The sequence below is a fragment of the Paracoccus salipaludis genome (genome assembly GCF_002287065.1).
GTDB lineage: Bacteria > Pseudomonadota > Alphaproteobacteria > Rhodobacterales > Rhodobacteraceae > Paracoccus > Paracoccus salipaludis.
Window position 1 is genome coordinate 220,298 of sequence record NZ_NSJZ01000003.1, and the last position, 23,077, is coordinate 243,374.

General features: G+C 68.8%; 21 protein-coding genes and 1 tRNA gene. 14 read left to right on the forward strand and 8 right to left on the reverse strand.

The window, feature by feature from the left end; translation table 11 throughout:
* Nucleotides 1-3: 3 nt before the first annotated feature.
* Entirely contained in the window at nucleotides 4-468 is a 465-nt protein-coding gene (locus CK240_RS06120; protein WP_167649981.1) for a cytochrome c-type biogenesis protein, read from the forward strand.
* Here CK240_RS06120 and CK240_RS06125 read toward each other — a convergent pair.
* The 5 genes from CK240_RS06125 to CK240_RS06145 all read right to left on the reverse strand — a co-directional run bounded on the left by CK240_RS06125 (nucleotide 456) and on the right by CK240_RS06145 (nucleotide 5,222).
* Nucleotides 456-1,124, reverse strand: coding sequence for an NUDIX hydrolase (locus CK240_RS06125; protein ID WP_095639448.1), 669 nt, complete (start codon nucleotides 1,122-1,124; stop codon nucleotides 456-458). The genes CK240_RS06120 and CK240_RS06125 overlap by 13 nt on opposite strands.
* Nucleotides 1,125-1,126: 2 nt before the next feature.
* Nucleotides 1,127-1,546, reverse strand: coding sequence for a DUF983 domain-containing protein (locus CK240_RS06130; RefSeq protein WP_095639519.1), 420 nt, complete (start codon nucleotides 1,544-1,546; stop codon nucleotides 1,127-1,129).
* Between the two features lie 153 nt (nucleotides 1,547-1,699).
* On the reverse strand, nucleotides 1,700-2,977 hold the full coding sequence (eno, locus tag CK240_RS06135) for a phosphopyruvate hydratase (protein WP_095639449.1): 1,278 nt from the start codon (nucleotides 2,975-2,977) through the stop codon (nucleotides 1,700-1,702).
* Nucleotides 2,978-3,071: 94 nt separating this feature from the next.
* Complete coding sequence (locus CK240_RS06140; protein ID WP_240517311.1) at nucleotides 3,072-3,764, reverse strand: endonuclease/exonuclease/phosphatase family protein; 693 nt, start codon at nucleotides 3,762-3,764, stop codon at nucleotides 3,072-3,074.
* A 45-nt stretch (nucleotides 3,765-3,809) separates the two neighbouring features.
* Nucleotides 3,810-5,222, reverse strand: coding sequence for a protein adenylyltransferase SelO (locus tag CK240_RS06145; RefSeq protein WP_095639451.1), 1,413 nt, complete (start codon nucleotides 5,220-5,222; stop codon nucleotides 3,810-3,812).
* Between the two features lie 168 nt (nucleotides 5,223-5,390).
* On the opposite strand from CK240_RS06145, the gene obgE reads away from it, so the two are divergent.
* The 13 genes from obgE to CK240_RS06210 all read left to right on the forward strand — a co-directional run bounded on the left by obgE (nucleotide 5,391) and on the right by CK240_RS06210 (nucleotide 20,533).
* A complete protein-coding gene (gene obgE / locus CK240_RS06150) occupies nucleotides 5,391-6,419 on the forward strand; it encodes a GTPase ObgE (protein WP_095639452.1) in 1,029 nt (342 codons plus the stop codon).
* The gene (gene proB, locus CK240_RS06155) at nucleotides 6,407-7,525 is read left to right on the forward strand and encodes a glutamate 5-kinase (protein ID WP_095639453.1); all 1,119 of its coding nucleotides are present in this window, start codon (nucleotides 6,407-6,409) and stop codon (nucleotides 7,523-7,525) included. Before obgE ends, proB begins: the two co-directional genes overlap by 13 nt.
* 51 nt (nucleotides 7,526-7,576) lie before the next feature.
* Entirely contained in the window at nucleotides 7,577-8,350 is a 774-nt protein-coding gene (locus tag CK240_RS06160; RefSeq protein WP_095639454.1) for a cobalamin-binding protein, read from the forward strand.
* A complete protein-coding gene (locus tag CK240_RS06165; RefSeq protein WP_167649978.1) occupies nucleotides 8,347-9,015 on the forward strand; it encodes an adenine nucleotide alpha hydrolase in 669 nt (222 codons plus the stop codon). The genes CK240_RS06160 and CK240_RS06165 overlap by 4 nt, the downstream gene beginning before the upstream one ends.
* Nucleotides 9,016-9,118: 103 nt before the next feature.
* Nucleotides 9,119-12,841 carry a methionine synthase gene (gene metH, locus CK240_RS06170; protein WP_095639456.1) on the forward strand — a complete coding sequence of 1,241 codons (3,723 nt, stop codon included), beginning with the start codon at nucleotides 9,119-9,121 and terminating at the stop codon, nucleotides 12,839-12,841.
* A 49-nt stretch (nucleotides 12,842-12,890) separates the two neighbouring features.
* A tRNA-Leu gene (locus CK240_RS06175) sits at nucleotides 12,891-12,977 on the forward strand.
* Nucleotides 12,978-13,180: 203 nt separating this feature from the next.
* Complete coding sequence (locus tag CK240_RS06180) at nucleotides 13,181-14,281, forward strand: ABC transporter ATP-binding protein (RefSeq protein ID WP_240517312.1); 1,101 nt, start codon at nucleotides 13,181-13,183, stop codon at nucleotides 14,279-14,281.
* A gap of 28 nt (nucleotides 14,282-14,309) precedes the next feature.
* Entirely contained in the window at nucleotides 14,310-15,392 is a 1,083-nt protein-coding gene (locus CK240_RS06185) for an ABC transporter substrate-binding protein (RefSeq protein ID WP_095639458.1), read from the forward strand.
* Nucleotides 15,393-15,456: 64 nt separating this feature from the next.
* Nucleotides 15,457-16,536, forward strand: a complete 1,080-nt coding sequence (locus tag CK240_RS06190; RefSeq protein WP_095639459.1) for an ABC transporter substrate-binding protein — start codon at nucleotides 15,457-15,459, stop codon at nucleotides 16,534-16,536.
* A gap of 56 nt (nucleotides 16,537-16,592) precedes the next feature.
* A complete protein-coding gene (locus tag CK240_RS06195; protein WP_095639460.1) occupies nucleotides 16,593-17,669 on the forward strand; it encodes an ABC transporter substrate-binding protein in 1,077 nt (358 codons plus the stop codon).
* Between the two features lie 37 nt (nucleotides 17,670-17,706).
* A complete protein-coding gene (locus CK240_RS06200) occupies nucleotides 17,707-19,002 on the forward strand; it encodes an ABC transporter permease (RefSeq protein ID WP_095639461.1) in 1,296 nt (431 codons plus the stop codon).
* Nucleotides 19,003-19,007: 5 nt separating this feature from the next.
* On the forward strand, nucleotides 19,008-19,979 hold the full coding sequence (locus CK240_RS06205; protein ID WP_095639462.1) for an ABC transporter permease: 972 nt from the start codon (nucleotides 19,008-19,010) through the stop codon (nucleotides 19,977-19,979).
* A complete protein-coding gene (locus tag CK240_RS06210) occupies nucleotides 19,976-20,533 on the forward strand; it encodes a hemerythrin domain-containing protein (RefSeq protein WP_095639463.1) in 558 nt (185 codons plus the stop codon). The genes CK240_RS06205 and CK240_RS06210 overlap by 4 nt, the downstream gene beginning before the upstream one ends.
* On the opposite strand, the gene CK240_RS06215 is transcribed toward CK240_RS06210, so the two are convergent.
* The 3 genes from CK240_RS06215 to CK240_RS06225 are packed head-to-tail and all read right to left on the reverse strand — an operon-like array spanning nucleotide 20,530 to nucleotide 23,074.
* Nucleotides 20,530-21,474 carry an AEC family transporter gene (locus tag CK240_RS06215; RefSeq protein ID WP_095639464.1) on the reverse strand — a complete coding sequence of 315 codons (945 nt, stop codon included), beginning with the start codon at nucleotides 21,472-21,474 and terminating at the stop codon, nucleotides 20,530-20,532. The genes CK240_RS06210 and CK240_RS06215 overlap by 4 nt on opposite strands.
* Nucleotides 21,471-22,271 carry an MBL fold metallo-hydrolase gene (locus CK240_RS06220; protein ID WP_095639465.1) on the reverse strand — a complete coding sequence of 267 codons (801 nt, stop codon included), beginning with the start codon at nucleotides 22,269-22,271 and terminating at the stop codon, nucleotides 21,471-21,473. The genes CK240_RS06215 and CK240_RS06220 overlap by 4 nt, the downstream gene beginning before the upstream one ends.
* Entirely contained in the window at nucleotides 22,268-23,074 is an 807-nt protein-coding gene (locus CK240_RS06225; protein WP_095639520.1) for a TatD family hydrolase, read from the reverse strand. Before CK240_RS06225 ends, CK240_RS06220 begins: the two co-directional genes overlap by 4 nt.
* Nucleotides 23,075-23,077: the final 3 nt, after the last annotated feature.

A 23,077-nucleotide genomic window follows, 5' to 3' on the forward strand; every position in this document is an offset into this window, starting at 1 on the left:
GGGCTGCGCGCAGCCGCCGCGATGCTGGCGCTGGTCGCGGCGCAGGCGGCCTGGGCCGTCCAGCCCGACGAGGTGCTGGCCGACGCGGCGCTGGAACATCGCGCCCGCGAGATCGGCCAGATGCTGCGCTGCCCCGTCTGCCAGGGCGAGAACATCGACGAATCGAATGCCCCGATCAGCCGCGACCTGCGCCTTTACGTGCGCGAGCGGCTGGTCGCGGGCGACAGCGACGCCCAGGTGATCGACGCCGTGACCGAGCGCTTCGGCGAGTTTGTCCTGTTCGAGCCGAAGGCCGAGGGCGGAAACCTCATCCTCTACTGGGCAGGGCCCCTGATGGCGCTGGTCGCGGCGCTGGCCGCCTTCCTGTTCCTGCGCGGCCGACGTCCCGATGCCGCGCCTGCGCCCGAGGCCCTGACCACCGAAGAGCGTGCGCGGCTGGATGCCCTGATGCGCGATCAGGAAAGCTGAACAAAGCGGGGCTCGGCGCCCTGGTTGTCGAAGAAGGGCACGGTCCGGGGCGCGTGCAGCGGGCTGTTGCCTGCGGCGCGAACCAGCGCCTCGACCTCGGCCAGCACGACCTCGGTGATGAAGGGCAGGTCAAGGGCGCGGGCTTCGGCCAGCGGCACCCAGTGCAGGTGGCTCAACTCGTCGCAGGCGCCGGAAAAGTCGTCGCGGTCGCCCACGATGTTGCGCGCGTCGATCAGGAAGAAGCGCGCGTCGAACCGCCGCGGCCGGCCCGGAGGCGTGATCGCGCGAAAGACGAACAGCAGCGGATCGTCGGCGGACGGGGCGAGCGTCAACCCGGTTTCCTCGACCATCTCGCGCAGCGCCGCGCGGGCCAGCGCGTCCGGGCTGACGGTCACGTCCGCCAGCGGCTCGGCCGACAGCCGCGCCCGGCAGGCGTCCGACAGGGTTTCGGGGCAGGGCGCGTCATCCTCGGCATCCACCGCACCGCCGGGAAAGACGTATTTCGAGGGCATGAAGGCCGCGCCCGCGCCGCGCATTCCCATCAGGACCGAAGGACCGTCCGCGCGGTCGCGGTCGATCAGGATCACGGTCGCCGCGTTGCGGATGCGGTCGGCTGCGGGGGCAGGCAGGTTGTCCAGCGTCGCGGCGGCGTCCATGCTCACGGCTCGTTCGGGCGGTCCTCGCCCCCCTGGCCGAAGCCGTGCATCCGCTTGGCCCATTGCAGCCCGACAAAGGCGCCCTTGATGATCGGCAGCAGGATCAGCGAGGCCACCAGCGAGCCGCCGAGGAAGATCGCGATCATCACCTCGGAGGAGGGGCGGTAGATCGTGTAGACCGACAGCATCACGGCGACGGCGATGTGCGAGACGATCAGAATCGTGACATAGGCCGGGCCGTCGTCGGCCCGGTGGTGATGGAATGCCTCGCCGCAATTCGGGCAGTGGTCCTTGACCTTGAGGTATCCGGTGAACAGCCGCGCCTCGCCGCAGTTGGGGCAGCGGCCCATGGCGCCGCGGCGCATCGCCAGGCCCAGCATCCGCTCGGGCTCTGCGGTCCTTGCCTCTTGCGGATGCGCCATGCCGATCAACCTGTCCTGCTTCCGTTTCAGGGAAGATAGGCGCTTCGTGCAGGCTATGCCACCACTTTGGGCTTGCAAATGTGGGCGGCAGGTCGGCCCTTGCTGCAGGGCCGGAAGCTCCGGGGGACGATGCCCCCCGGAGCAGGGGCGGCCTTAGCCGCGCAGGATCGAGCGGCCGGCGTATTCGGCGGTGGCGCCCAGCATCTCCTCGATGCGGATCAGCTGGTTGTACTTGGCCAGCCGGTCGGACCGGGCGAGGCTGCCGGTCTTGATCTGGCCGCAGTTGGTGGCCACGGCGAGGTCGGCGATGGTCGCGTCCTCGGTCTCGCCCGAGCGGTGCGACATGACCGAGGTATAGCCCGCCCGGTCGGCCATCATCACCGCGTCCAGCGTTTCCGACAGCGTGCCGATCTGGTTGACCTTGACCAGCAGCGAGTTGCCGCAGCCCCGGGCGATCCCTTCCGCCAGACGCGCGGGGTTGGTCACGAACAGGTCGTCGCCCACAAGCTGGACCGAGCCGCCCAGACGCTCGGTCAGCAGGCGCCAACCCTCCCAGTCATCCTCGGCGCAGCCGTCCTCGATCGACAGGATCGGGTAGTCGGCGCAAAGGGCCGCGAGGTAGTCCACGTTCTCGGCCGAGGTCAAGGACTTGCCCTCGCCGACCATCTCGTAGCGCCCGCCCTTGAAGTATTCGGTCGAGGCGCAGTCGAGCGCCAGCATGATGTCGTCGCCGGGGGCGTAGCCGGCCTTCTCGATCGACCGCAGGATGAAGTCGAGCGCGTCGCGGGTGGACGACAGGTTCGGCGCGAAGCCGCCCTCGTCGCCCACGCCGGTGGCGAGGCCCGCCGCCGAGAGTTCCTTCTTCAGCGTGTGGAAGACTTCCGAGCCCATGCGCACGGCCTCGCGGATGTTCTCCGCGGCCACCGGCATGATCATGAACTCCTGGATGTCGATGGGGTTGTCGGCGTGCTCGCCGCCGTTGATGATGTTCATCATCGGCACCGGCAGGATGCGCGCGCCCGTGCCGCCGACATAGCGGTACAGCGGCTGGCTGGTCGCCTCGGCCGCGGCCTTGGCCACCGCCAGCGACACGCCGAGGATCGCGTTCGCGCCCAGCCGGCCCTTGTTGGGGGTGCCGTCCAGCTCGATCATCATCATGTCGATGGCGCGCTGCTCGGTCGCGTCCTCGCCGATCAGCGCCTCGGACAGTTCGCCGTTGACCGAGGCCACGGCTTCCAGCACGCCCTTGCCCATGTAGCGCGCCTTGTCGCCGTCGCGCTTCTCGACCGCCTCATGCGCGCCGGTGGAGGCCCCCGAGGGCACCGCCGCGCGGCCCATGGTGCCGTCCTCGAGCGTGACATCGACCTCGACGGTCGGGTTGCCGCGGCTGTCGAGGATTTCGCGCGCAAAGATGTCGATGATGGCGGTCATGGGGCCGGTCCTCGTTGGGGAAGGGTTCGGCCGCCTTCTAGCGGCTGCATCCGCGCGGCGGAAGCCGCCCGGGCGCTGTTTGCGCAACCAGCCCCTATTCGGGGTCGCTGATCTGCAGATCGGCCCAGATCGGCAGGTGGTCCGAGGCCTTGCGCGCCAGCGGCGTGTCGAAGACGCCGCAGTCCAGCACCTTGATCCAGGGCGTGACGGCGATGCGGTCGTAGCGCAGCCGGGGCGCCAGGGCGGGCCAGCTGCGCCCCGGCGCGATCACGTCGAGGTCGGTCAGCGCCTCGAGCCCGCGCTCGCCCCGCCATTCGTTGAAATCGCCCGTCAGCACGACGGCGTCGCCGCCCCGGCGCCCCGCCTTGGCCGCAAGGCGGGCCAGCTGCGCACGGCGGGACGAGCGCATCAGGCCCAGATGGACGGCGATCACCGTCAGCCCCGGCAGGTGCAGCATGACCGCGCCGCGCGGTTCCACCCCCGGCAGCGCCAGGGGCAGCGAGCGGGCCATGGCGGCCAGGTCGGGGCGCAGCAGGATGGTCTGCCCGTGCCAGCCCAGCGACTGGTCCGAGGTCCGGCGGTGGTCCACCGGTACCAGTCCCGTCGCCGCCTCGATCATGTCGCGGGGCAGGGCCTCGGGGCGCAGACCCATGCGGAAGTCCACCTCCTGCAGGGCCACGATGTCGGCGCCCAGCCCCGCGACGACCGCGAGGTTCTGTTCAGGGGCGTAGGGACCGAAGGTGCCGCGGCACTTGTGGAGGTTGTAGCTGGCGAGGCGCAGGCGCATCATGTGATCCGAGCGGGAACGGGTGCCGCCTTGTCGGACAGCCCGTCAGGTGCCGCAATAGGTCACGCGCACTTCCTCGCCCTGCTCGGGCGAGGCCGCGAGGTCCGCCCAATCGGCACGCTCGTCGAAGGGATGGGTGACCGCCTCGACCAGCCGGTGGAAGGGCGCGAAGTCGCCCCGGACGCCTGCGTCGATGGCCTGCTGGATGCGGTGGTTGCGCGGGATGCGCGCGGGGTTCGCCTGCGCTGCCAGGGCGAGGTCGGGGCCGCGCGCCTGCCAGTCCCGCTGCCAGTCATGGAAGGGCGCGGGATCTACGAACTCGGCCGCGGCCGTTCCGGTGACGAGGCCGCGGAAGGTCCGGGTGAAGTCGGCCTCCTGCTGGGCCATCATGGTCAGCAGGCGCTCGATCAGGGGCTGGTCCTCGGCCCCTGCGGCGGGCAGCCCCAGCTTGGCGCCGAAGCGGTTGAGCCAGGCGGCCTGGTAGATCGCGGGGAAGCCGTGGACGATCTGCGTGGCCTCGGGCACCGCGCCCTCGGGGTCGGGCATGAGCGGCAGCAGGCAGGACGCCAGTTGCGCGAGGTTCCAGACCGCCACGGGCGGCTGTTGCGACCAGGCATAGCGCCCGTGCCGGTCGATCGAGGAGAAGACCGTGTCCGGGTGATAGGCGTCCATGAAGGCGCAGGGGCCGTAGTCGATGGTTTCGCCCGAGATGGCCATGTTGTCGGTGTTCATCACGCCGTGGACGAAGCCCAGCGCCATCCATTGCGCGATGGTTTCCGCCTGCCGCGCGACGACGCCGGCCAGCAGTTCCATCGGGGACGTGGCCTCGGGGTAATGGCGGGCGATCACGTGATCGGCCAGCGCCCGCAGGCGGTCCACGTCGCCCCGGATGGCAAAGAACTCGAAGGTGCCGACGCGGATGTGGCTCGAGGCCACGCGGGTCAGGACCGCGCCGGGCAGCGGCGCCTCGCGCAGGACGACCTCGCCCGTTGTAACGGCGGCAAGCGCGCGGGTGGTGGGGACGCCCACGGCGTGCATGAACTCGCTGACGGCATATTCGCGCAGGACGGGACCCAGCCAGGCGCGGCCGTCGCCCCGGCGCGAGAAGGGCGTGGGGCCCGAGCCCTTGAGCTGGATGTCGAAGCGGGCGCCGTCCGGTGCCACGACTTCGCCCAGCAGCACGGCGCGGCCATCGCCGAGCTGGGGCGAGAGGCCGCCGAACTGGTGTCCGGCATAGGCCTGGGCAATGGGCTCGGCCCCGTCGGGAGCCTTGTTCCCGGCGATCATCGCCACCCCTTCGGGGCTGCGCAGCCAGTCGGGGTCGATCCCGAGCCGCCGCGCCAGGCCGTCGTTGACGGCGATCAGGCTGGGCTGGGTGACCGGGGTCGGCGGCGTCCGGGTGTAGAAGCCGGGGCCGAGGCGGGTATAGGAGTTGTCGAAGGCGATGGGCTGGGTCATGCAGTCGATTTGGGAGCGCGCCCGGGCGATTGTAAGAGAGGGGCGCTGCCCCTCGGGCCTGCGGCCCTCACCCCGGGATATTTGGCGAAGAAGAAGCCCGGCGGCCTTTGCCTTGCGCGGCGCGGGCGGGGCGCGTATCCCCATGCCCAACAGCCGGAGACGTCGCCCATGAAGTTCCTCGATCTTGCCAAGGTCTATATCCGTTCGGGCGGTGGCGGCGCGGGGGCGGTGTCCTTCCGGCGCGAGAAGTTCATCGAATACGGCGGCCCCGACGGCGGGGACGGGGGCAACGGCGGCGACGTCTGGGCCGAGGCGGTCGAAGGGCTGAACACCCTAATCGATTTCCGCTACCAGCAGCATTTCTTCGCCAAGTCGGGCCAGCACGGCATGGGCGCGCAGCGTACCGGCGCAAGCGGCGACGACATCGTGCTGAAGGTGCCGGTCGGGACCGAAATCCTGGACGAGGATGGCGAGACGGTGATCGCCGACCTGACCGAACCGGGCCAGCGCGTTCTGCTTGCGCGGGGCGGCAACGGCGGCTTCGGGAACCTGCATTTCAAGTCCTCGACCAACCGCGCCCCGCGACATGCGAACCCCGGCCAGCCGGGGGTGGAACGGACCCTGTGGCTGCGGCTGAAGCTGATCGCAGATGCGGGGCTGGTGGGTCTGCCGAACGCGGGCAAGTCCACCTTCCTGGCAGCCGTGTCGAACGCGCGGCCCAAGATCGCGGATTACCCCTTCACCACGCTGGTCCCGAACCTCGGCGTGGTCGGCGTCGACGGGCATGAGTTCGTCATGGCCGACATTCCCGGGCTGATCGAGGGCGCGAGCGAGGGCAAGGGCTTGGGCGACCAGTTCCTGGGCCATGTCGAACGCTCGAACGTGCTGCTGCATCTGGTGGACGGCACCTCCGAGGACGTGGCGGCGGACGCCCGGACCATCCTGACCGAGCTTGAGGCCTACTCCCCCGTGCTGGCCGAAAAGCCGCGCATCACGGTCCTGAACAAGATCGACGCGCTGGACGAGGACATGCGCGCCGAGCGCCTTGCCGCCCTGCAGGAGGAGGTCGGCGGGCCGGTCCTGTCCATGTCCGGCGTTTCGCGCGAGGGGCTGACCGAGGTGCTGCGGGCGCTGTGGCAGAAGATCGAGCCGACACGGAAGCCGAAGGTGGAAAAGACCACCACATGGCAGCCGTGACCCCTGACATCGCCAGGGCGCGCCGCCTGGTCGTCAAGATCGGAAGCGCGCTGCTGGTCGGCGACGAGGGGCTGCGCGCCGACTGGCTGCGGGGCCTCTGCGAGGACGTGGCGCTGTGGCGGCAGCGCGGCAGCGACGTGGTGCTGGTGTCCTCGGGGTCGATCGCACTGGGCCGCCGGGTGCTGAAGCTTCCTTCGGGCGCGCTGACGCTGGAGCAGAGCCAGGCCGCCGCCGCCGTGGGCCAGATCCGGCTGGCGCGCGCCTATGAGGAGATGCTGGCGCCGCATGGCGTGACCACCGCGCAGGTCCTCGTGACGCTGGAGGATACCGAGAACCGCCGCCGTTATCTCAACAGCCGCGCGACGATGGAAACGCTGCTGGGGCTGGGCGTGGTGCCGATCGTGAACGAGAACGACACGGTGGCGACGGACGAGATCCGTTATGGCGACAACGACCGGCTGGCCGCGCAGATCGCCGTGACCTGCGGGGCCGACCAGTTGGCTCTGCTGTCGGACGTGGACGGGCTTTACACTGCGAACCCCAAGACCGACCCCTCGGCCCGGCACCTGCCCGTGGTCGAGGCGCTGACGCCCGAGATCGAGGCGATGGGCGGCGATCCCGTCTCGGGGCTGTCCAAGGGCGGCATGAAGACCAAGCTGATGGCCGCGCGCACGGCCGTGTCCGGGGGCTGCGCGATGGCGATCGCCGAGGGCTCGGTCCTGCGGCCCCTGTCGGCGGTGGCGGATGGCGCGCGGGTGACGTGGTTTCTGGCCGAGGGCGACCCGCAGGTCTCGCGCAAGCGCTGGATCGCGGCGATGAAACCCCGGGGCGAGCTGATCGTAGACGAGGGCGCGGCACGTGCGCTGGCCGACGGGCGGTCTCTGCTGCCCGCAGGCGTGCGGCAGGTGAAGGGCGTCTTCCACCGGGGCGACCCGGTCCTGATCCGCGGGCCGCAGGGGGCCGCGCTGGCGCAGGGCCTGGCGCGCTACGATTCCACCGACGCGGTCCAGATCGCCGGCAAGCGCAGCGAGGACATCGCGGCGATCCTGGGCGAGCAGGTCCGCGCCGCGCTGGTCCACCGCGACGACATGGCGGTGAACCGCTAGGCCTGCACGCACGGGGCAGGGACCTTTCCATCCTTACGGAAGCCATCGACCATGCGCCGCTTTCCGCCCGAACGCATCATCTGCCTGACCGAGGAAACGGTCGAAACGCTTTACCTGCTGGGCGAGGATCGCCGGATCGTCGGCGTCTCGGGTTATGCCGTCAGGCCGCCGCAGGTGCGGCGCGAGAAGCCGCGCGTCGCAGCCTTCACCTCGGCCGACATTCCGAAGATCCTGGCGCTGGAACCGGACCTGGTGCTGACCTTTTCGGACCTTCAGGCGCCCATCGTGGCCGACCTGATCCGCGAAGGCGTGACGGTCATGGCCTATAACCAGCGCGACCTCGCGGGCATCCTGGCCATGATCCGCCACCTGGGTGCCACCGTGGGCGCGGCGGATCGGGCCGAGGCACTGGCGGCGGGCTACGAGGCGCGGCTGGCCTCTGTCGCCGCGCGCACGACAGGTCCGCGCCCCACCGTCTATTTCGAGGAATGGGACGAGCCCATGATCTCGGGCATCCAGTGGGTGTCCGAGCTGATCGAGATCGCGGGCGGGCGCGAGGCCTTCCCTGACCTCGCGGACAAGAAGTCCGCGCGCGACCGCATCCTCACCCCGGACCGGGTGATCGCGGCGGCCCCCGACGTGATCCTCGCGTCCTGGTGCGGCAAGAAGGTGCGCCCCGAACGCATCGCGGCTCGGCCCGGTTGGGACGCCATCCCGGCCGTGCGGAACGGGCGGATCGTCGAGATCAAGTCCTCGCTGATCCTGCAACCCGGCCCCGCCGCGCTGACCGAGGGGCTGGACGCGATCTGCGCGGCACTGGCATGACCCGCCCGGCGGTGATGTCCTGGAGTTCCGGCAAGGACTGCACCCTTGCCCTGCACCGGGCGCGTCAGCAGGGGATGCTGGAGGTCGTGGCGCTGCTTTCGACCTTCAACGAAACGGCGGACCGCGTGGCCATACATGGCACGCGCCGCCCGATCGCGCGGGCGCAAGCGCAGGCGCTGGGGCTGCCGCTGATCGAGGTCGATCTGCCCGATCCCTGCCCGAACGCGGATTACGAGTCGCGGATCGGCGCGGCGGCACTGCGGCTGAAGCAGCAGGGCATCCACGACTGGATCTTCGGCGACCTGTTCCTTGAGGATATCCGGCAGTATCGCGAGGCCAGGCTGGCGGCGCAGGGGCTTGCCGCGCATTTCCCCCTTTGGGGCGCGGACACCCGGTTGCTGGCGCAGGAGATGCTGGATCTCGGCATCGACGCGCGGATCGCGACGCTGGATCCCCGGCTGGTGCCGCGCGAGCTTTGCGGCAGCCGCTTCGACCGGGATTTCCTCGACCGGCTGCCGCCCGGCGTCGATCCCTGCGGGGAACGCGGCGAGTTTCACACGGTGGTGGGCTATGGACCCGGCTTTGCCGCGCCCCTGAAGCTGTGCCACGGAGAGACGGTCGAGCGCGGCGGGTTCGTGTACACGGACTTCGACCTTCAGGCGTGAGGACTGCAATGATGAAGAGGATTCATGTCCGGCCTGCATGACATGAATTTTCCTTTCGTTGCTCCTTGGGGTATATCACCCGGATAATTGCCCGAGGTCCGCCATGCCCAAGCTTTCCCCTGTCTTCGACGCCATCCGCGCCGCCGCCCAGGCGCGCATCCTGATCCTCGACGGGGCGATGGGCACGCAGATCCAGCAGCTGGGCCTGTCCGAGGATGACTTCACCGGCCATGGCTCGGGCTGCGGCTGCCATATCCACTCGGACCACCCGCAGAAGGGCAACAACGACCTTCTGAACCTGACCCAGCCCGAGGCGATCGAGGAAATCCACCTGCGCTATGCCCTGGCGGGGGCGGATATCGTGGAAACCAATACCTTTTCCTCGACCACCATCGCGCAGGCCGACTATGGCATGGAGGCGCGGGTCTTCGACCTGAACCGGGATGGCGCGGCGATCGTGCGACGGGCGCTGGACCGGGCGACGGCGCAGGACGGGCGGCCGCGCTGGGTTGCGGGGGCGCTGGGGCCGACGAACCGGACGGCCTCGCTCAGCCCCGACGTGAACAACCCGGGCTTTCGCGCGATCACCTTCGACCAGTTGCGCGTGGCTTACGGCGAACAGATCCGGGGGCTGATCGCGGGCGGCGCCGACCTGATCCTGATCGAGACGATCTTCGACACGCTGAACGCCAAGGCCGCGATCTTCGCCGCCGAGGAGGTCTTCGAGGAAACCGGCCTGATCCTGCCCGTGATGATCTCGGGCACCATCACGGACCTGTCGGGGCGCACGCTGTCGGGGCAGACGCCCACGGCCTTCTGGCATTCGATCCGCCACGCCCGCCCGCTGACGGTGGGGCTGAACTGCGCGCTGGGCGCGGATGCGATGCGCCCGCACCTGGCGGAACTGTCCGAGGTCGCGGACACGCTGATCTGCGCCTATCCGAACGCGGGCCTGCCGAACGAGATGGGCGCCTATGACGAGACGCCCGCGATGATGGTCGCCCAGATCGGCGGCTTTGCGGACGAGGGGCTGGTCAACATCGTCGGCGGCTGCTGCGGGTCCACGCCCGAGCATATCGCCGCGATCGCCGAGGCCGTGGCGGGCAAGGCGCCCCGTTCGGTCCCCGAGATCGCGCCCAGGCTGCGGCTGTCGGGGCTTGAGCCCTTCGTGAAGACCGACGACATCCCCTTCGTGAACGTGGGGGAACGCACCAACGTCACCGGCTCGGCCCGCTTCCGCAAGCTGATCACGGCGGGCGACTATCCGGCCGCGCTGGACGTGGCGCGCGACCAGGTGGAAAACGGCGCCCAGATCATCGACGTGAACATGGACGAGGGGCTGATCGATTCCGCCGCCGCCATGACCGCCTTCCTGAACCTGATCGCGGCGGAACCCGACATTGCCCGCGTGCCGCTGATGATCGACTCCTCGAAGTGGGAGGTGATCGAGGCCGGGCTGAAATGCACCCAAGGCAAGGCAATCGTGAACTCGATCAGCCTCAAGGAAGGCGAGGACGCCTTCCTGCACCACGCCCGCCTTTGCCGCCGCTATGGCGCGGCCGTGGTCGTCATGGCCTTCGACGAGACGGGGCAGGCCGACACCGAGAACCGCAAGGTCGAAATCTGCGCCCGCGCCTATGACCTGCTGGTCAACAGCGTCGGCTTCCCGCCCGAGGACATCATCTTCGACCCCAACATCTTCGCCGTGGCGACGGGCATCGAGGAGCATGACAACTACGGCGTCGATTTCATCAACGCCACGCGCCGCATTCGCCAGACCCTGCCCCATGTCCATGTCTCGGGGGGCGTGTCGAACCTGTCCTTCAGCTTCCGCGGCAACGAGCCCGTTCGCGAGGCGATGCACGCCGTCTTCCTGTATCACGCGATCCAGGCCGGCATGGACATGGGGATCGTGAACGCGGGCCAGCTTGCCGTCTATGACCAGATCGACCCCGCCCTGCGCGATGCCTGCGAGGACGTGGTCCTGAACCGCCGCGCGGACGGAACCGAGCGGCTGCTGGAACTGGCCGAGCGTTTCAAGGGCGAGGGCGGGGCCAAGGCGCGCGAGAAGGACCTGTCCTGGCGGGAATGGCCGGTCGGCAAGCGGCTGGAGCACGCGCTGGTCAACGGCATCACCGAGTTCATCGAAACCGACACCGAGGAGGCGCGGCAGGCCGCCGCCCGCCCGCTGCACGTCATCGAAGGCCCGCTGATGGCGGGGATGAACGTCGTGGGCGACCTGTTCGGGGCGGGCAAGATGTTCCTGCCGCAGGTGGTGAAATCCGCCCGCGTGATGAAGCAGGCGGTGGCCCACCTGCTGCCCTACATGGAGGCGGAAAAGTCCGAGGGCGCCTCAAGCTCGGCCGGCAAGGTGCTGATGGCAACCGTGAAAGGCGACGTCCACGACATCGGCAAGAACATCGTGGGCGTGGTCCTCGCCTGCAACAACTACGAGATCATCGACCTGGGCGTCATGGTCCCGGCGCAGAAGATCCTGGAAACCGCCAGGGCCGAGAAGGTGGACATCATCGGGCTGTCCGGACTCATCACGCCCTCCTTGGACGAGATGGTCCACGTGGCGTCCGAGATGGAGCGGGAAGGCTTCGACATCCCCCTGCTGATCGGCGGCGCGACGACCAGCCGGGTGCATACGGCGGTCAAGATCAACCCGCGCTATCACAAGGGCCAGACGGTCTATGTCACCGACGCGAGCCGCGCGGTGGGGGTCGTCTCGAACCTGCTGTCGGACGAGAAGGTGACCTATATCGACGAGGTCCGCCGCGAGTACCAGGAGGTCGCCGCTCGCTACAATCGGGGCGACTCCGACCGGGCACGCCTGTCGATCGAGGATGCGCGGGCCAATGCGGTCAAGCTGGACTGGTCCGCCTATCAGGCGCCGCGCCCGCAGTTCACGGGCACGAAGGTGCTGGCCGACTGGGACCTGGCCGAGATTGCGCGCTACATCGACTGGACGCCCTTCTTCCAGACCTGGGAGATGAAGGGCGTCTATCCCAAGCTGCTGGACGATCCCGCGCAGGGAGAGGCGGCGCGGGCGCTTTTCGCGGACGCGCAGGCGATGCTGAAGCGGATCATCGGGGAACGCTGGCTGTCGCCCAGGGCGGTGGTCGGCTTCTGGCCCGCGAACCGTTCGGGCGACGACATCCGCCTGTGGACGGACGAGGACCGCACCGCCGAGCTGGCGACGCTGCACACGCTGCGCCAGCAGGTGACCAAGCGCGACGGCCGCCCGAACGTGGCGCTCGCGGACTTCGTGGCGCCCGACGGCCAGCCGGACTGGGTCGGCGGCTTTGTGGTGACGGCAGGGGACGAAAGCGCCCGCGTGCGGGCCTTCAAGGACGCCCATGACGACTTTTCGGCGATCCTGCTGCAGGCGCTGTCCGACCGCTTTGCCGAGGCGATGGCCGAGATGCTGCACGAACGCGTGCGGCGCGAGTTCTGGGGCTATGCCCCGGAGGAGGGCTTCTCGGCCGAGGAGCTGATCGCCGAGCCCTATCGCGGCATCCGCCCGGCGCCCGGCTATCCCGCCCAGCCGGACCATACCGAGAAGCGCACGCTGTTCGACCTGCTGGACGCCACCGCTGCCACGGGGGTCGAGCTGACAGAGTCGATGGCGATGTGGCCGGGCTCGTCCGTGTCGGGCCTCTACCTCGCCCATCCCGAGGCCTATTACTTCGGCGTGGCCAAGGTCGAGGCCGATCAGGTCGCGGATTACGCGACCCGAAAGGGCATGACCGTGGCGCAGGCCGAGCGTTGGCTTGCCCCCGTGCTGAATTATGTGCCCGGCGCGGTCATCGCCGCCGAATGACCCCTTTTCAAACGCCTCGGGCGCGGCTATGTCACGCCCACCACGGAATGCGGTCGTGGCGGAATTGGTAGACGCGCAGCGTTGAGGTCGCTGTTCCTTAACCGGAGTGAAAGTTCGAGTCTTTTCGACCGCACCAGTGACAAGGGCGCCCCTCGGGGCGCCTTTTTCGTTTGCGCGCTTGCGGTTTGCCCGCCGCTCCGGCTGCTGCCCGGGCACCTGCCCGATTCTTGCCCAAGCCTCGCTCCGCCCCCGGAACCTGCCGCATTATCACGTTGCAGCATGGGGTTTCCGTTGCATAGAGTGACGCAGCAAAGAACAGGAAGACTGGGAGCAGATGCATTGACCCCGACCGGCAACGACGGATTCGTCGTCTTCGACCACGTGCAGAAAAGCTATGATGGTCAGACTCTTGTCGTGAAGGATCTGAACCTCTCGATCGGCAAGGGCGAGTTCCTGACGATGCTGGGGCCGTCGGGTTCGGGAAAGACGACCTGCCTCATGATGCTGGCGGGGTTCGAGACCGCGACGCATGGCGAGATCCGGCTGGCAGGACGCAACATCAACGACGTGCCCCCGCACAAGCGCGGCATCGGCATGGTGTTCCAGAACTATGCCCTGTTCCCCCACATGACCGTGGGCGAGAACCTCGCCTTTCCGCTGGAAGTGCGCGGCATGAGCAAGGCCGAGCGCGAAAGCCGCGTCATCCGGGCGCTGGACATGGTGCAGATGGGCCGCTTCCGCACCCGCCGCCCGGCGCAGCTTTCGGGCGGCCAGCAGCAGCGGATCGCACTGGCCCGCGCGCTGGTCTTCGACCCGCAGCTGGTGCTGATGGACGAGCCGCTGGGTGCCTTGGACAAGCAGCTGCGCGAGCATATGCAGTATGAAATCAAGTCGCTGCACGACAACCTTGGAATCACGGTCGTCTACGTGACCCATGACCAGGGCGAGGCGCTGACGATGTCGGACCGCATCGCCGTCTTCAACGACGGGCGCATCCAGCAGCTCGCGCCGCCCTCGGTGCTGTACGAGCAGCCGGAAAACAGCTTCGTCGCGGGCTTCATCGGCGAGAACAACAAGCTGCCCGGCACGATCGAGAAGCTGGACGGCCAGCGCGCCGAGGTCCGGCTTGCGAACGGAGAGCTGATCGACGCCACCGCCGTCAACATCCGCGAGGTGGGGCAGCAGACGCTTGTGTCCATCCGCCCGGAGCGGGTCGAGTTCAAGCCCGACCTGATGCCGGCAGGCACCCACACGATCGACGCCGAGGTGCGCGACGTGATCTACATGGGCGACATCCTGCGGGCGCGCATGAAGGTCGCGGGCAGCGACGACTTCGTCATGAAGTTCCGCAACACGCTGGGCCAGACCCGCCTGCAGCCCGGCCAGCATATCCGCATCGGCTGGAACCCGCAGGATGCGCGGGCGCTCGATCCCGTCTGAACAAACCAACGATAAAGGGAGGCTAACAATGAAGAAACTTCTGATCGCCACCACCGCGTTCGCCGCTCTGGCGACGGCGGCCTCGGCCCAAAGCGGCGGCGTGCTGAACGTGCTGGACTGGGGCGGGGCCTACGGCCAGTCCCACGCCGTCGCCTACAACGCGCCCTTCGAGGCCGAAACGGGCATCCGCATCACCGTGGCCGACGCCGACAATCCGGCGACCCCGATCAAGGCGATGGTCGAGGCGGGCAACGTCACCGCCGACGTGGCCTCGGTCGAATATGCCGACGCCGTGCGCCTGTGCGACGAGGGCGCGCTTGAGCAGATCGACCCTTCGGTCCTGAGCGCGGCGGCCGATGGGACCGCGGCGGCGGATGACTTCATCGAGGGCGCGATCACGGACTGCTTCGTGGCGACGGACGTTTATTCGATGGTCCTGGCCTATGACGACAGCAAGTTCCCCGACGCCAAGCCCGCAAGCCCGGCCGATTTCTTCGACACCGCCAAGTTCCCCGGCAAGCGCACCATGCGCAAGGGCGCCAAGTTCAACCTGGAACTGGCGCTGATGGCGGACGGCGTGGCGCCGGCCGAGGTTTACGACGTGCTGGCGACGCCCGAGGGCGTGGACCGCGCCTTTGCCAAGCTCGACACGATCAAGAACGACGTGATCTGGTGGGAAGCGGGCGCCCAGCCGCCGCAGCTTCTGGCGGATGGCGAGGTCACGATGGCCTATGCCTTCAACGGCCGGATCTTCAACGCCGCCATCGGCGAGAACAAGCCGTTCAACATCATCTGGAACGGCCAGATCTACGAGATGGAAGGCTGGGTCATTCCCAAGGGCGCGCCGAACAAGGACAACGCACTGAAATACATCGAGTTCTCGACCCGTCCCGAGCAGCTTGCCAAGGCCGCCGAGCACATCAGCTACGGCCCGCCGCGCAAGTCCTCGGCCTCGCTGGTCGGCAATGTCGCGGGCAAGGACGTGCCGATGAGCCCGCACCTGCCGACCTCGCCCGGCAACATCGAGCAGGGGATCGCCTCGAACCTCGACTTCTGGGTCGATCACGACGGCGAGCTGAGCGAGCGTTTCAACGCCTGGCTGGCGGGCTGACGTTTCGGCGGCGCCGCCCCGGCGCGGTGCCGCCACCATTCTCGAGGTTGCGAAAGAGCGGACCATGAAAAGACGACTGATCGCGGGCACGGCGCTGGCGCTGATCGCCGCCGGCACGGCGCAGGCGCAGGACTCGATCAACATTACCACCTATGGCGGCGCCTTTGCCGCGGCGGTGAACGAGGCCTATGCCCGGCCGTTCACGGAAGCCACCGGCATCCAGGCCAACATGGTGGACAACTCGGACCCGCCGGCCAAGCTGAAGGCCGAGGTCGAGGCGGGCAACGTCACCAGCGACGTTTACGACGTCGAGCAGTCCGACGTGATCCGACTGTGCGACGAGGGCCTGATCGAGCCGATCGACCCGGCGGCGCTGCCCGCCGCAGCCGACGGGACGCCCGCCGCGGACGACTACCTGCCGCAGGCGCTGCACGACTGCGCGACGGCCATCATGGTGTGGTCCACCGTGATCGCCTATGACACCTCGGCCTTCCCGAACGGCGCGCCCGCGACGGTGGCCGACTTCTTCGACACCGCCAAGTTCCCCGGCAAGCGCGGCATCATCAAGCGCCCGAAATACGCGCTGGAATTCGCGCTGCTCGGCGACGGCGTGGCCCCGGACGAGGTTTACGACGTGCTGTCGACGGACGAGGGCGTGGACCGCGCCTTTGCCAAGCTGGACACGATCAAGGACCAGGTGGTCTGGTGGGAAGCGGGCGCGCAGGCGCCGCAGCTTCTGGCCGACAAGGAGGTCTCGATGACGCTGGCCTACAACGGCCGGATCTTCGACGCCATCGTTGACGAGGGCAAGCCCTTCGGCTTCGTCTGGGACGGGGCGAACCTCGACATGGACTACTGGGTGATCCCCAAGGGCGCGCCCGACATGGAAAAGTCGATGAAGTTCATCGCCTTCGCCTCGGACCCGGCGCGCCAGGCGGACCTGTCGAAATACATCGCCTATGGCCCGCCGCGGAAATCGGCGGCGGCGAATGTCGGCACCTACAAGGACGGCACCACCGAGATGGCGCCCTACCTGCCGACGACGCCCGCGAATGCCGAGAAGGCGCTGGTCAACGACGCCGCCTTCTGGGCCGACCACGGGACCGAGCTGACCGAGCGTTTCAACGCCTGGCTGGCAAGCTGACCCCCTTGCGCCGGGGCGCCCGACGCGCGCCCCGGCCGCTTCGACAAGATGGACCGATGCCCAGATCGCTGACCCTTGCCGCCACGTTGCTTGCCACGCCCGCGCTTGCGCAGCAGGACCCGCTGACGATCCTGTCCTGGGGCGGGGACTTCGCGGCCATGCAGGACCAGGCCATGGCGCAGCCGTTCTCGGCGCGGACCGGAATACCGGTGCGCTTTGTCGACACGGACGACCCGGCGGGCATGGTCAAGACGCAGGTCGACGCGGGCAATGTCACCGCCGACCTGGCCAGCGTGGGGCAGGGCGCGGGGATGCGCCTGTGCGACGAGGGCGACGCCCTGCCGATCGATCCGGCCAGCCTCGTGCCGCCGCCCGGGGGCGGGCCGGTCGCGCAGGATTTCCTGCCGCGCACGCTGACAGACTGCTTTGTCGCCACGGACATCTATTCGACCGTGATCGCCTATGACGCCGGGAAGCTGGCGCAGTCGCCGACCTCGGCCGCCGATTTCTTCGATCTCGAACGCTTCCCCGGCCGCCGGGGCCTCGGCCGCACCCCTCAGTTCACGATGGAGCTTGCGCTGGTCGGCGACGGCGTGCCGCTGGACCGGGTCTATGCCGTGCTTGCGACGCCCGAGGGGGTGGAGCGCGCGCTGGCGAAGCTCGACAGCATCCGCGACCAGATCGTCTGGTGGGAGGCGGGGGCCCAGCCGATCCAGCTGCTTGCCGATGGCGAGGTGGCGATGACCCACGCCTACAACGGGCGCATCTTCAAGGCCGCGCAGGTCGACGGGCTGCCGCTGTCGATCCTGTGGGACGCGCAGATGATGGAGGTCGAGGGCTGGGTGATCCCCAGGGGCGCGCCGAACCTCGATGCGGCAAGGGAGTTCGTCTCCTTCTCGACCTCGCCCGCCGTGCTGGCCCGCGCGGCCGAGATCCTGCCCTATGGCCCTCCGCGCCGCTCGGCGCAGGCGATGGTCGGCAACTTCCTGGGCGACGGCACGACGCCGATGGGCCCGCACCTGCCGACCGCGTCCCGGAACATGACCAATGCCCTGTTCGTGGACCCGGCCTTCTGGGCCGACCACGAAACCGAGCTGCGCGCCCGCTTCACGGCGTGGCTGGGCAGCGAGTGACGAACGGCCTCCGGGCCGCAACGACCAAAGGACCGACATGGCCACTGCTCTCGATCCCCATGCCGCCGTGGTTAGCGGAGCTTCCGGCGCAAGCCCGCGGCTGACCACCGCCGACGGCCAGCCGCTTGCCCGCGCGCTGGCCCGCAGCTCGGCACGGGCGCGCAGGCGGGCCTTCCTGCTGGTGGCGCCGCTGCTGCTGTTCGTGGTCGTCACCTTCGTGATCCCGATCGGGCAGATGCTGCACCGTTCGATCTACAACGACGGCTTTTCGGCCAACATGCCGCAGGTTTCGGCCTGGTTCGCCGAGAACCCGACCGGCACCCAGCCCGACGAGGCCGCCTATGCCGCGCTTGCCGCCGACCTGACCGCTGCCGCCGAGGCCCGCACCATCGGCGTCGTCGGCACCCGCATGAACTACGACGTGCCCGGCACGCGGTCGCTGTTCACCTCGACGGGGCGCAAGGCGCGCGCCGGTTTCGAACCCCCCTTCCGCGAGGCGCTGATCGAGGCCGACGAGGACTGGGCCGATCCGACCCTGTGGCGCGCGATGCGCTCGGCCTCGACGGCCTACACGGCGAACTTCTACCTGGCCGCCGTGGACCGGACGCGCGACGATGAAAACAACATCGTGCGGGTGCCCGAGCGGCAGCAGGTCTATGTCATGCTGTTCCAGCGCACCTTCTGGCTGTCGCTGCTGATCACCGGGCTGACCTTTCTTCTGGGCTTTCCCATCGCGCACCTGCTGGCGACCCTTCCGATGCGCAAGTCGAACCTGCTGATGATCCTGGTGCTTCTGCCCTTCTGGACCTCGCTTCTGGTGCGGACCACGGCCTGGATGGTCCTGCTGCAGCAGCAGGGCGTGGTGAACGACATCCTCGTCTGGCTGGGCGTGGTCGGGCAGGACGGGCGGCTGAAGCTGATCTACAACCAGGTCGGCACGATCATCGCCATGACGCATATCCTGCTGCCCTTCATGATCCTGCCGCTGTATTCCGTGATGCGGACGATCAACCCCAGCTATGTGCGCGCAGCCCGCAGCCTCGGGGCGTCAAGCTGGACCGCCTTCCGGCGCGTGTATTTCCCGCAGACCCTGCCGGGGCTGGGGGCGGGGGCGCTGCTCGTCTTCATCCTGGCGGTCGGCTACTACATCACGCCGGCGCTGGTGGGCGGTTCCTCGGGGCAGCTCATCTCGAACATGATCGCCATGCACATGACCGAGACGCTGAACTGGTCGATGGCCGCCGCGCTGGCCGCCATCCTGCTGGCGAGCGTCCTTGTCCTTTACTGGATCTACGACCGGCTGGTCGGGATCGACAATCTCAAGCTGGGGTAATCCGAATGGCGCTGCCGACCTACGCCTCGCCGCTGGAGCGGATCTGGCACTGGACCTACCTTGCGATCTGCGTGGCGATCTTCTTCTTCCTGATCGCGCCCATCGTCGTGGTGATCCCGCTCAGCTTCAATGCCGAGCCCTATTTCACCTTCACCGAGAAGATGCGGTCCTTCGACCCCGAGGGCTATTCGCTGCGCTGGTATGACACGCTGCTGACCTTCGGCATGACGAACCCCGACGCGCCGCGCGACACCAGCTGGTGGGGGGATGTCTGGAACAACGCCCGCTGGGTCGGCGCGGCGAAGAACTCGATCATCATCGGGGTCTTCTCGACGATCTTGGCGACGGTGCTGGGGACCCTGGCGGCGCTGGGTCTGTCGCGGCCCGAGATGCCCTTCCGGCGGCTGATCATGGCGATCCTGATCTCGCCCATGATCGTGCCGATCATCATCACGGCGACGGGGATGTTCTTCTTCTACTCGTCGGCCTGCGTGGACACGACCTCGACCTTCGGACGGCTGCTGGCGCCGGTCCTGTCGAACTCGGGCTGCCTGGCGAACACCTACCTCGGCGTGATCCTGGCCCATGCGACCCTGGGGATCCCCTTCGTCATCATCACGGTCACGGCGACGCTGATCGGCTTCGACCAGTCGCTGAACCGGGCGGCGGCCTCGCTGGGGGCGAACCCGCGGACGACCTTCTTCAAGGTCACGATGCCGCTGATCCTGCCGGGCGTGATCTCGGGCGCGCTGTTCGCATTCGTCACCTCCTTCGACGAGGTGGTGGCCGTTCTGTTCATCGCCGGTCCCGACCAGCAGACCATCCCGCGCCAGATGTGGAACGGCATCCGCGAGCAGATCAGCCCCGCGATCCTTGCCGTCGCCACGCTGCTGGTGATCTTCTCGATCGCGCTGCTGGCCACGGTCGAGGTGCTGCGCCGCCGGGGCGAGCGGCTGCGCGGCCTGACACCGGCATGACGCCCGAGGAGATCGAGGACGAGGCGGCGCGCCCCCGGGCGCCCGCCTTCACCCTGACGCCGTTCCAGGAACTGAACGGACGCGGACTGGCGGCCATCCACCGCTGGTACCTGCGCGACCTGTCGGCAGTGGGCGCGCTGATGGGCGACATCCGCGCGGGGCTGAAACAGCCGGGCGAGCTTGCGCCCGCCGTGCGCGGGATGCCTATGGCGCAGAACCTGCGGCTGTTCGGCACGGCCTGCGGCGCGTCCTGCAAGGCGATCACGACGCACCACCAGATCGAGGATTTCCACCTGTATCCGCAGCTTGAGGTGCAGGGGAACGAGGGCCTGAACGCTGTCCTTGCACGGCTGCGGGCCGAGCATCGCGGGCTCGAGCATCTGATCGAGGTTCTGGCCGAGGCCGCGGACGAGCTTGCGCTGGACCCTGCGCCCGCGCGTTTCGACGCCTGCGCCCAAGGCTTCGCGGCGCTGGACCGCGCGGTGCGGTCCCATTTCCGCTATGAGGAGGACGAGATCGGTCCCGCCCTCGGCTTCTACGAGGTGCAGGTCTAGGGCAGGATCGCCAGCCAGCCCCAGATCGTCAGGATCGACAGCGCCGTGGCGATCAGCACCGCCGAGGCCGCGCTGCGGATCGCCGCCTGGTAGAGGTTTGCGAAGAGATAGGCGTTCACCCCCGGTGCCATCGCCGCCGTCACCACCGCCGAGCGCAGGCCCCCCGACTCCAGCCCGAAGGCCAGCCCCAGCCCATAGGTCAGGCTGGGATGCAGGATCAGTGAGCAGCCGCAGATCAGCGCGATCGAGGCGGCGTCCCCTTGCGGGCGATAGCGCAGCAGCACGCCCCCCAGGCCGAACAGGGCCGCCGGCAGGGCCGAGCGCGCGATCATCTCGACCGCCGCCCAGAAGCCTTCCGGCATGACCAACCCGGCGGCCCCCAGCAGGTTCATCGCCAGCCCGCAGAGGATGCCGATCACCAGCGGCGTCCGCAGCACCCCGTTCAGCGCCCGCAACGCCACCCGGCCGGGCGAAACGCCGGTGCCATGGGCGCGCGTGAACTCCATCACCGTGATGCCCAGGGTGTAAAGCAGCGGCGAGTGCAGCGCGATGATGGTGAAGTTCCCGGCCAGGGACTCGGGGCCATAGGCCCGCTCCATGATCGGGATGCCCAGCAGCAGCGAGTTCGAGAACAGGCAGGCGAAGCCGATGGCGACGGCATCCTCGGGTGACCGGCCGATCACCCGCCAGGCGACGATCCAGCCGACGACGAACGAGGCCACCGCGCCGATGTAGAAGGACAGGAGCAACCACGGGTCGAACTCGGCCGAAAGGTCCAGCGTCGCCATCGAATTGAACAGCAGCACCGGCACCGCGAAGTTCTGGGCATAGCGCTGCAGCCCGTCCACGCCGGCGGGACCGAACCAGCCGCGCCAAGCCACCAGGTAGCCGAAGCCGATCACGAGGAAGACCGGCAGGATGACGTCGAAAAGCGCGCTCACAGCTCGATGATCATCCCGTCGAAGGCGGGGATGACGTGGTCGGGCGTTTCGGCCATGACGGCGTCGTGATCGAGGTCGATGTGCATGTTGGTCAAGACGCCGCGCGGGGTGCGCGACCGCCCGATCCAGTCCAGCGCCAGCGCGAGGTGCGCGTGGCTCGGGTGCGGCGTGCGGCGGAGGGCGTCGCAGATGAAGACCTCGGCGTCCATGATGGCGGGCCAGGCCTCCTCGGGGATCGCCAGCACGTCGGGCAGATAGACCAGCGCCCGGCCGCCTTCCTCTTCGCAGATGCGGAAGCCGAGGGCAGGGATGCCGTGATCCACGGTGAAGGGCGTGAAATGGATCGGGCCGCCCTTGCCGGGAACGGTGAAGGGTCCGCCGATCAGGTGCAGCTCCAGGATCGGGGGATAGGACGATCCGGGCGGCGTCTCGAAGGCATAGCCGAAGCGCTTGTGCAGCGCCGCCGCCGTGGGCCGGTCGGCCCAGCCGGGCAGGATGGCGCGGCGGTTGTGGACGATCTGGCGCAGGTCGTCGAGGCCGTGGATGTGGTCGGCATGGGGATGCGTCCAGACCACCCCGTCCAGCAGGCCCACGCCCGCATCCAGAAGCTGCGGCACGAGGTCGGGCCCCGTGTCGATCAGCACCCGCGTCGTGCCCTGCGGGCCCGGCCGTTCCAGCAGCAGCGAGCAGCGGCGGCGGCGGTTCCGGGGGTTCTCGGGGTTGCATTCGCCCCAGTGGCCGCCCAGGCGCGGAACGCCGCCCGACGACCCGCAGCCGAGGATCGTCGCCCGGATCATGCGGCGGCCTTCGGGAACAGCCGGTCGAAGTTGGCGCTGGTCAGGGCCGCGAACTCGGGCAACGTCATGCCGTAGATCTCGGCACCCACCCTGGCGGTATGGGCGACGTAGGCCGGTTCGTTGCGCTTGCCGCGATGGGGCGGGGGCGCGAGGAAGGGCGCGTCGGTTTCCACCAGCACCCGGTCGCGCGGGGCGGCGGCGAAGATCTCGCGGATCTCGGTCGAGCGGGGGAAGGTCGCGATCCCCGACAATGACAGGTAGAAGCCGAGGTCCAGCGCCGTCCGCGCCAGTTGCGGCCCCGAGGTGTAGCAGTGCATCACGCAGGAAAACGGCCCCGCCGCGTGCTCGCGCGTCAGGATCGCCGCCATGTCCTCGTCGGCGTCGCGCGAATGGATGATCAGCGGCAGGCCGGTGCGTCGCGCGGCCTCGATGTGGATGGCAAGGCTTTCCGCCTGGATGGCGGCTGTGTCGGCGGTGTAGTGATAGTCGAGGCCGGTTTCCCCGATCCCCACGAACTTGGGATGCGCCGACAGGGCGACCAGTTCGTCCACCGTGGCCAGCGGCTCCTCGGCGGCCTGCATCGGGTGGGTCCCGGCGGCGTAGAAGACGCCCTCATGCGCCTCGGCAATGGCGCGGACCTGCGGCTCAAGCCGCAGGCGCGTGCAGATCGTGACCATGCGCGTCACGCCCGCCGCACGGGCGCGGGCGACCAGTTCGGCCTGCTGGCCGTTGAAGTCGGGAAAATCCAGGTGGCAGTGGCTGTCCACCAGTTGCGGGGGTGCCGCGTCGTCGGTCGGGGTCATTCG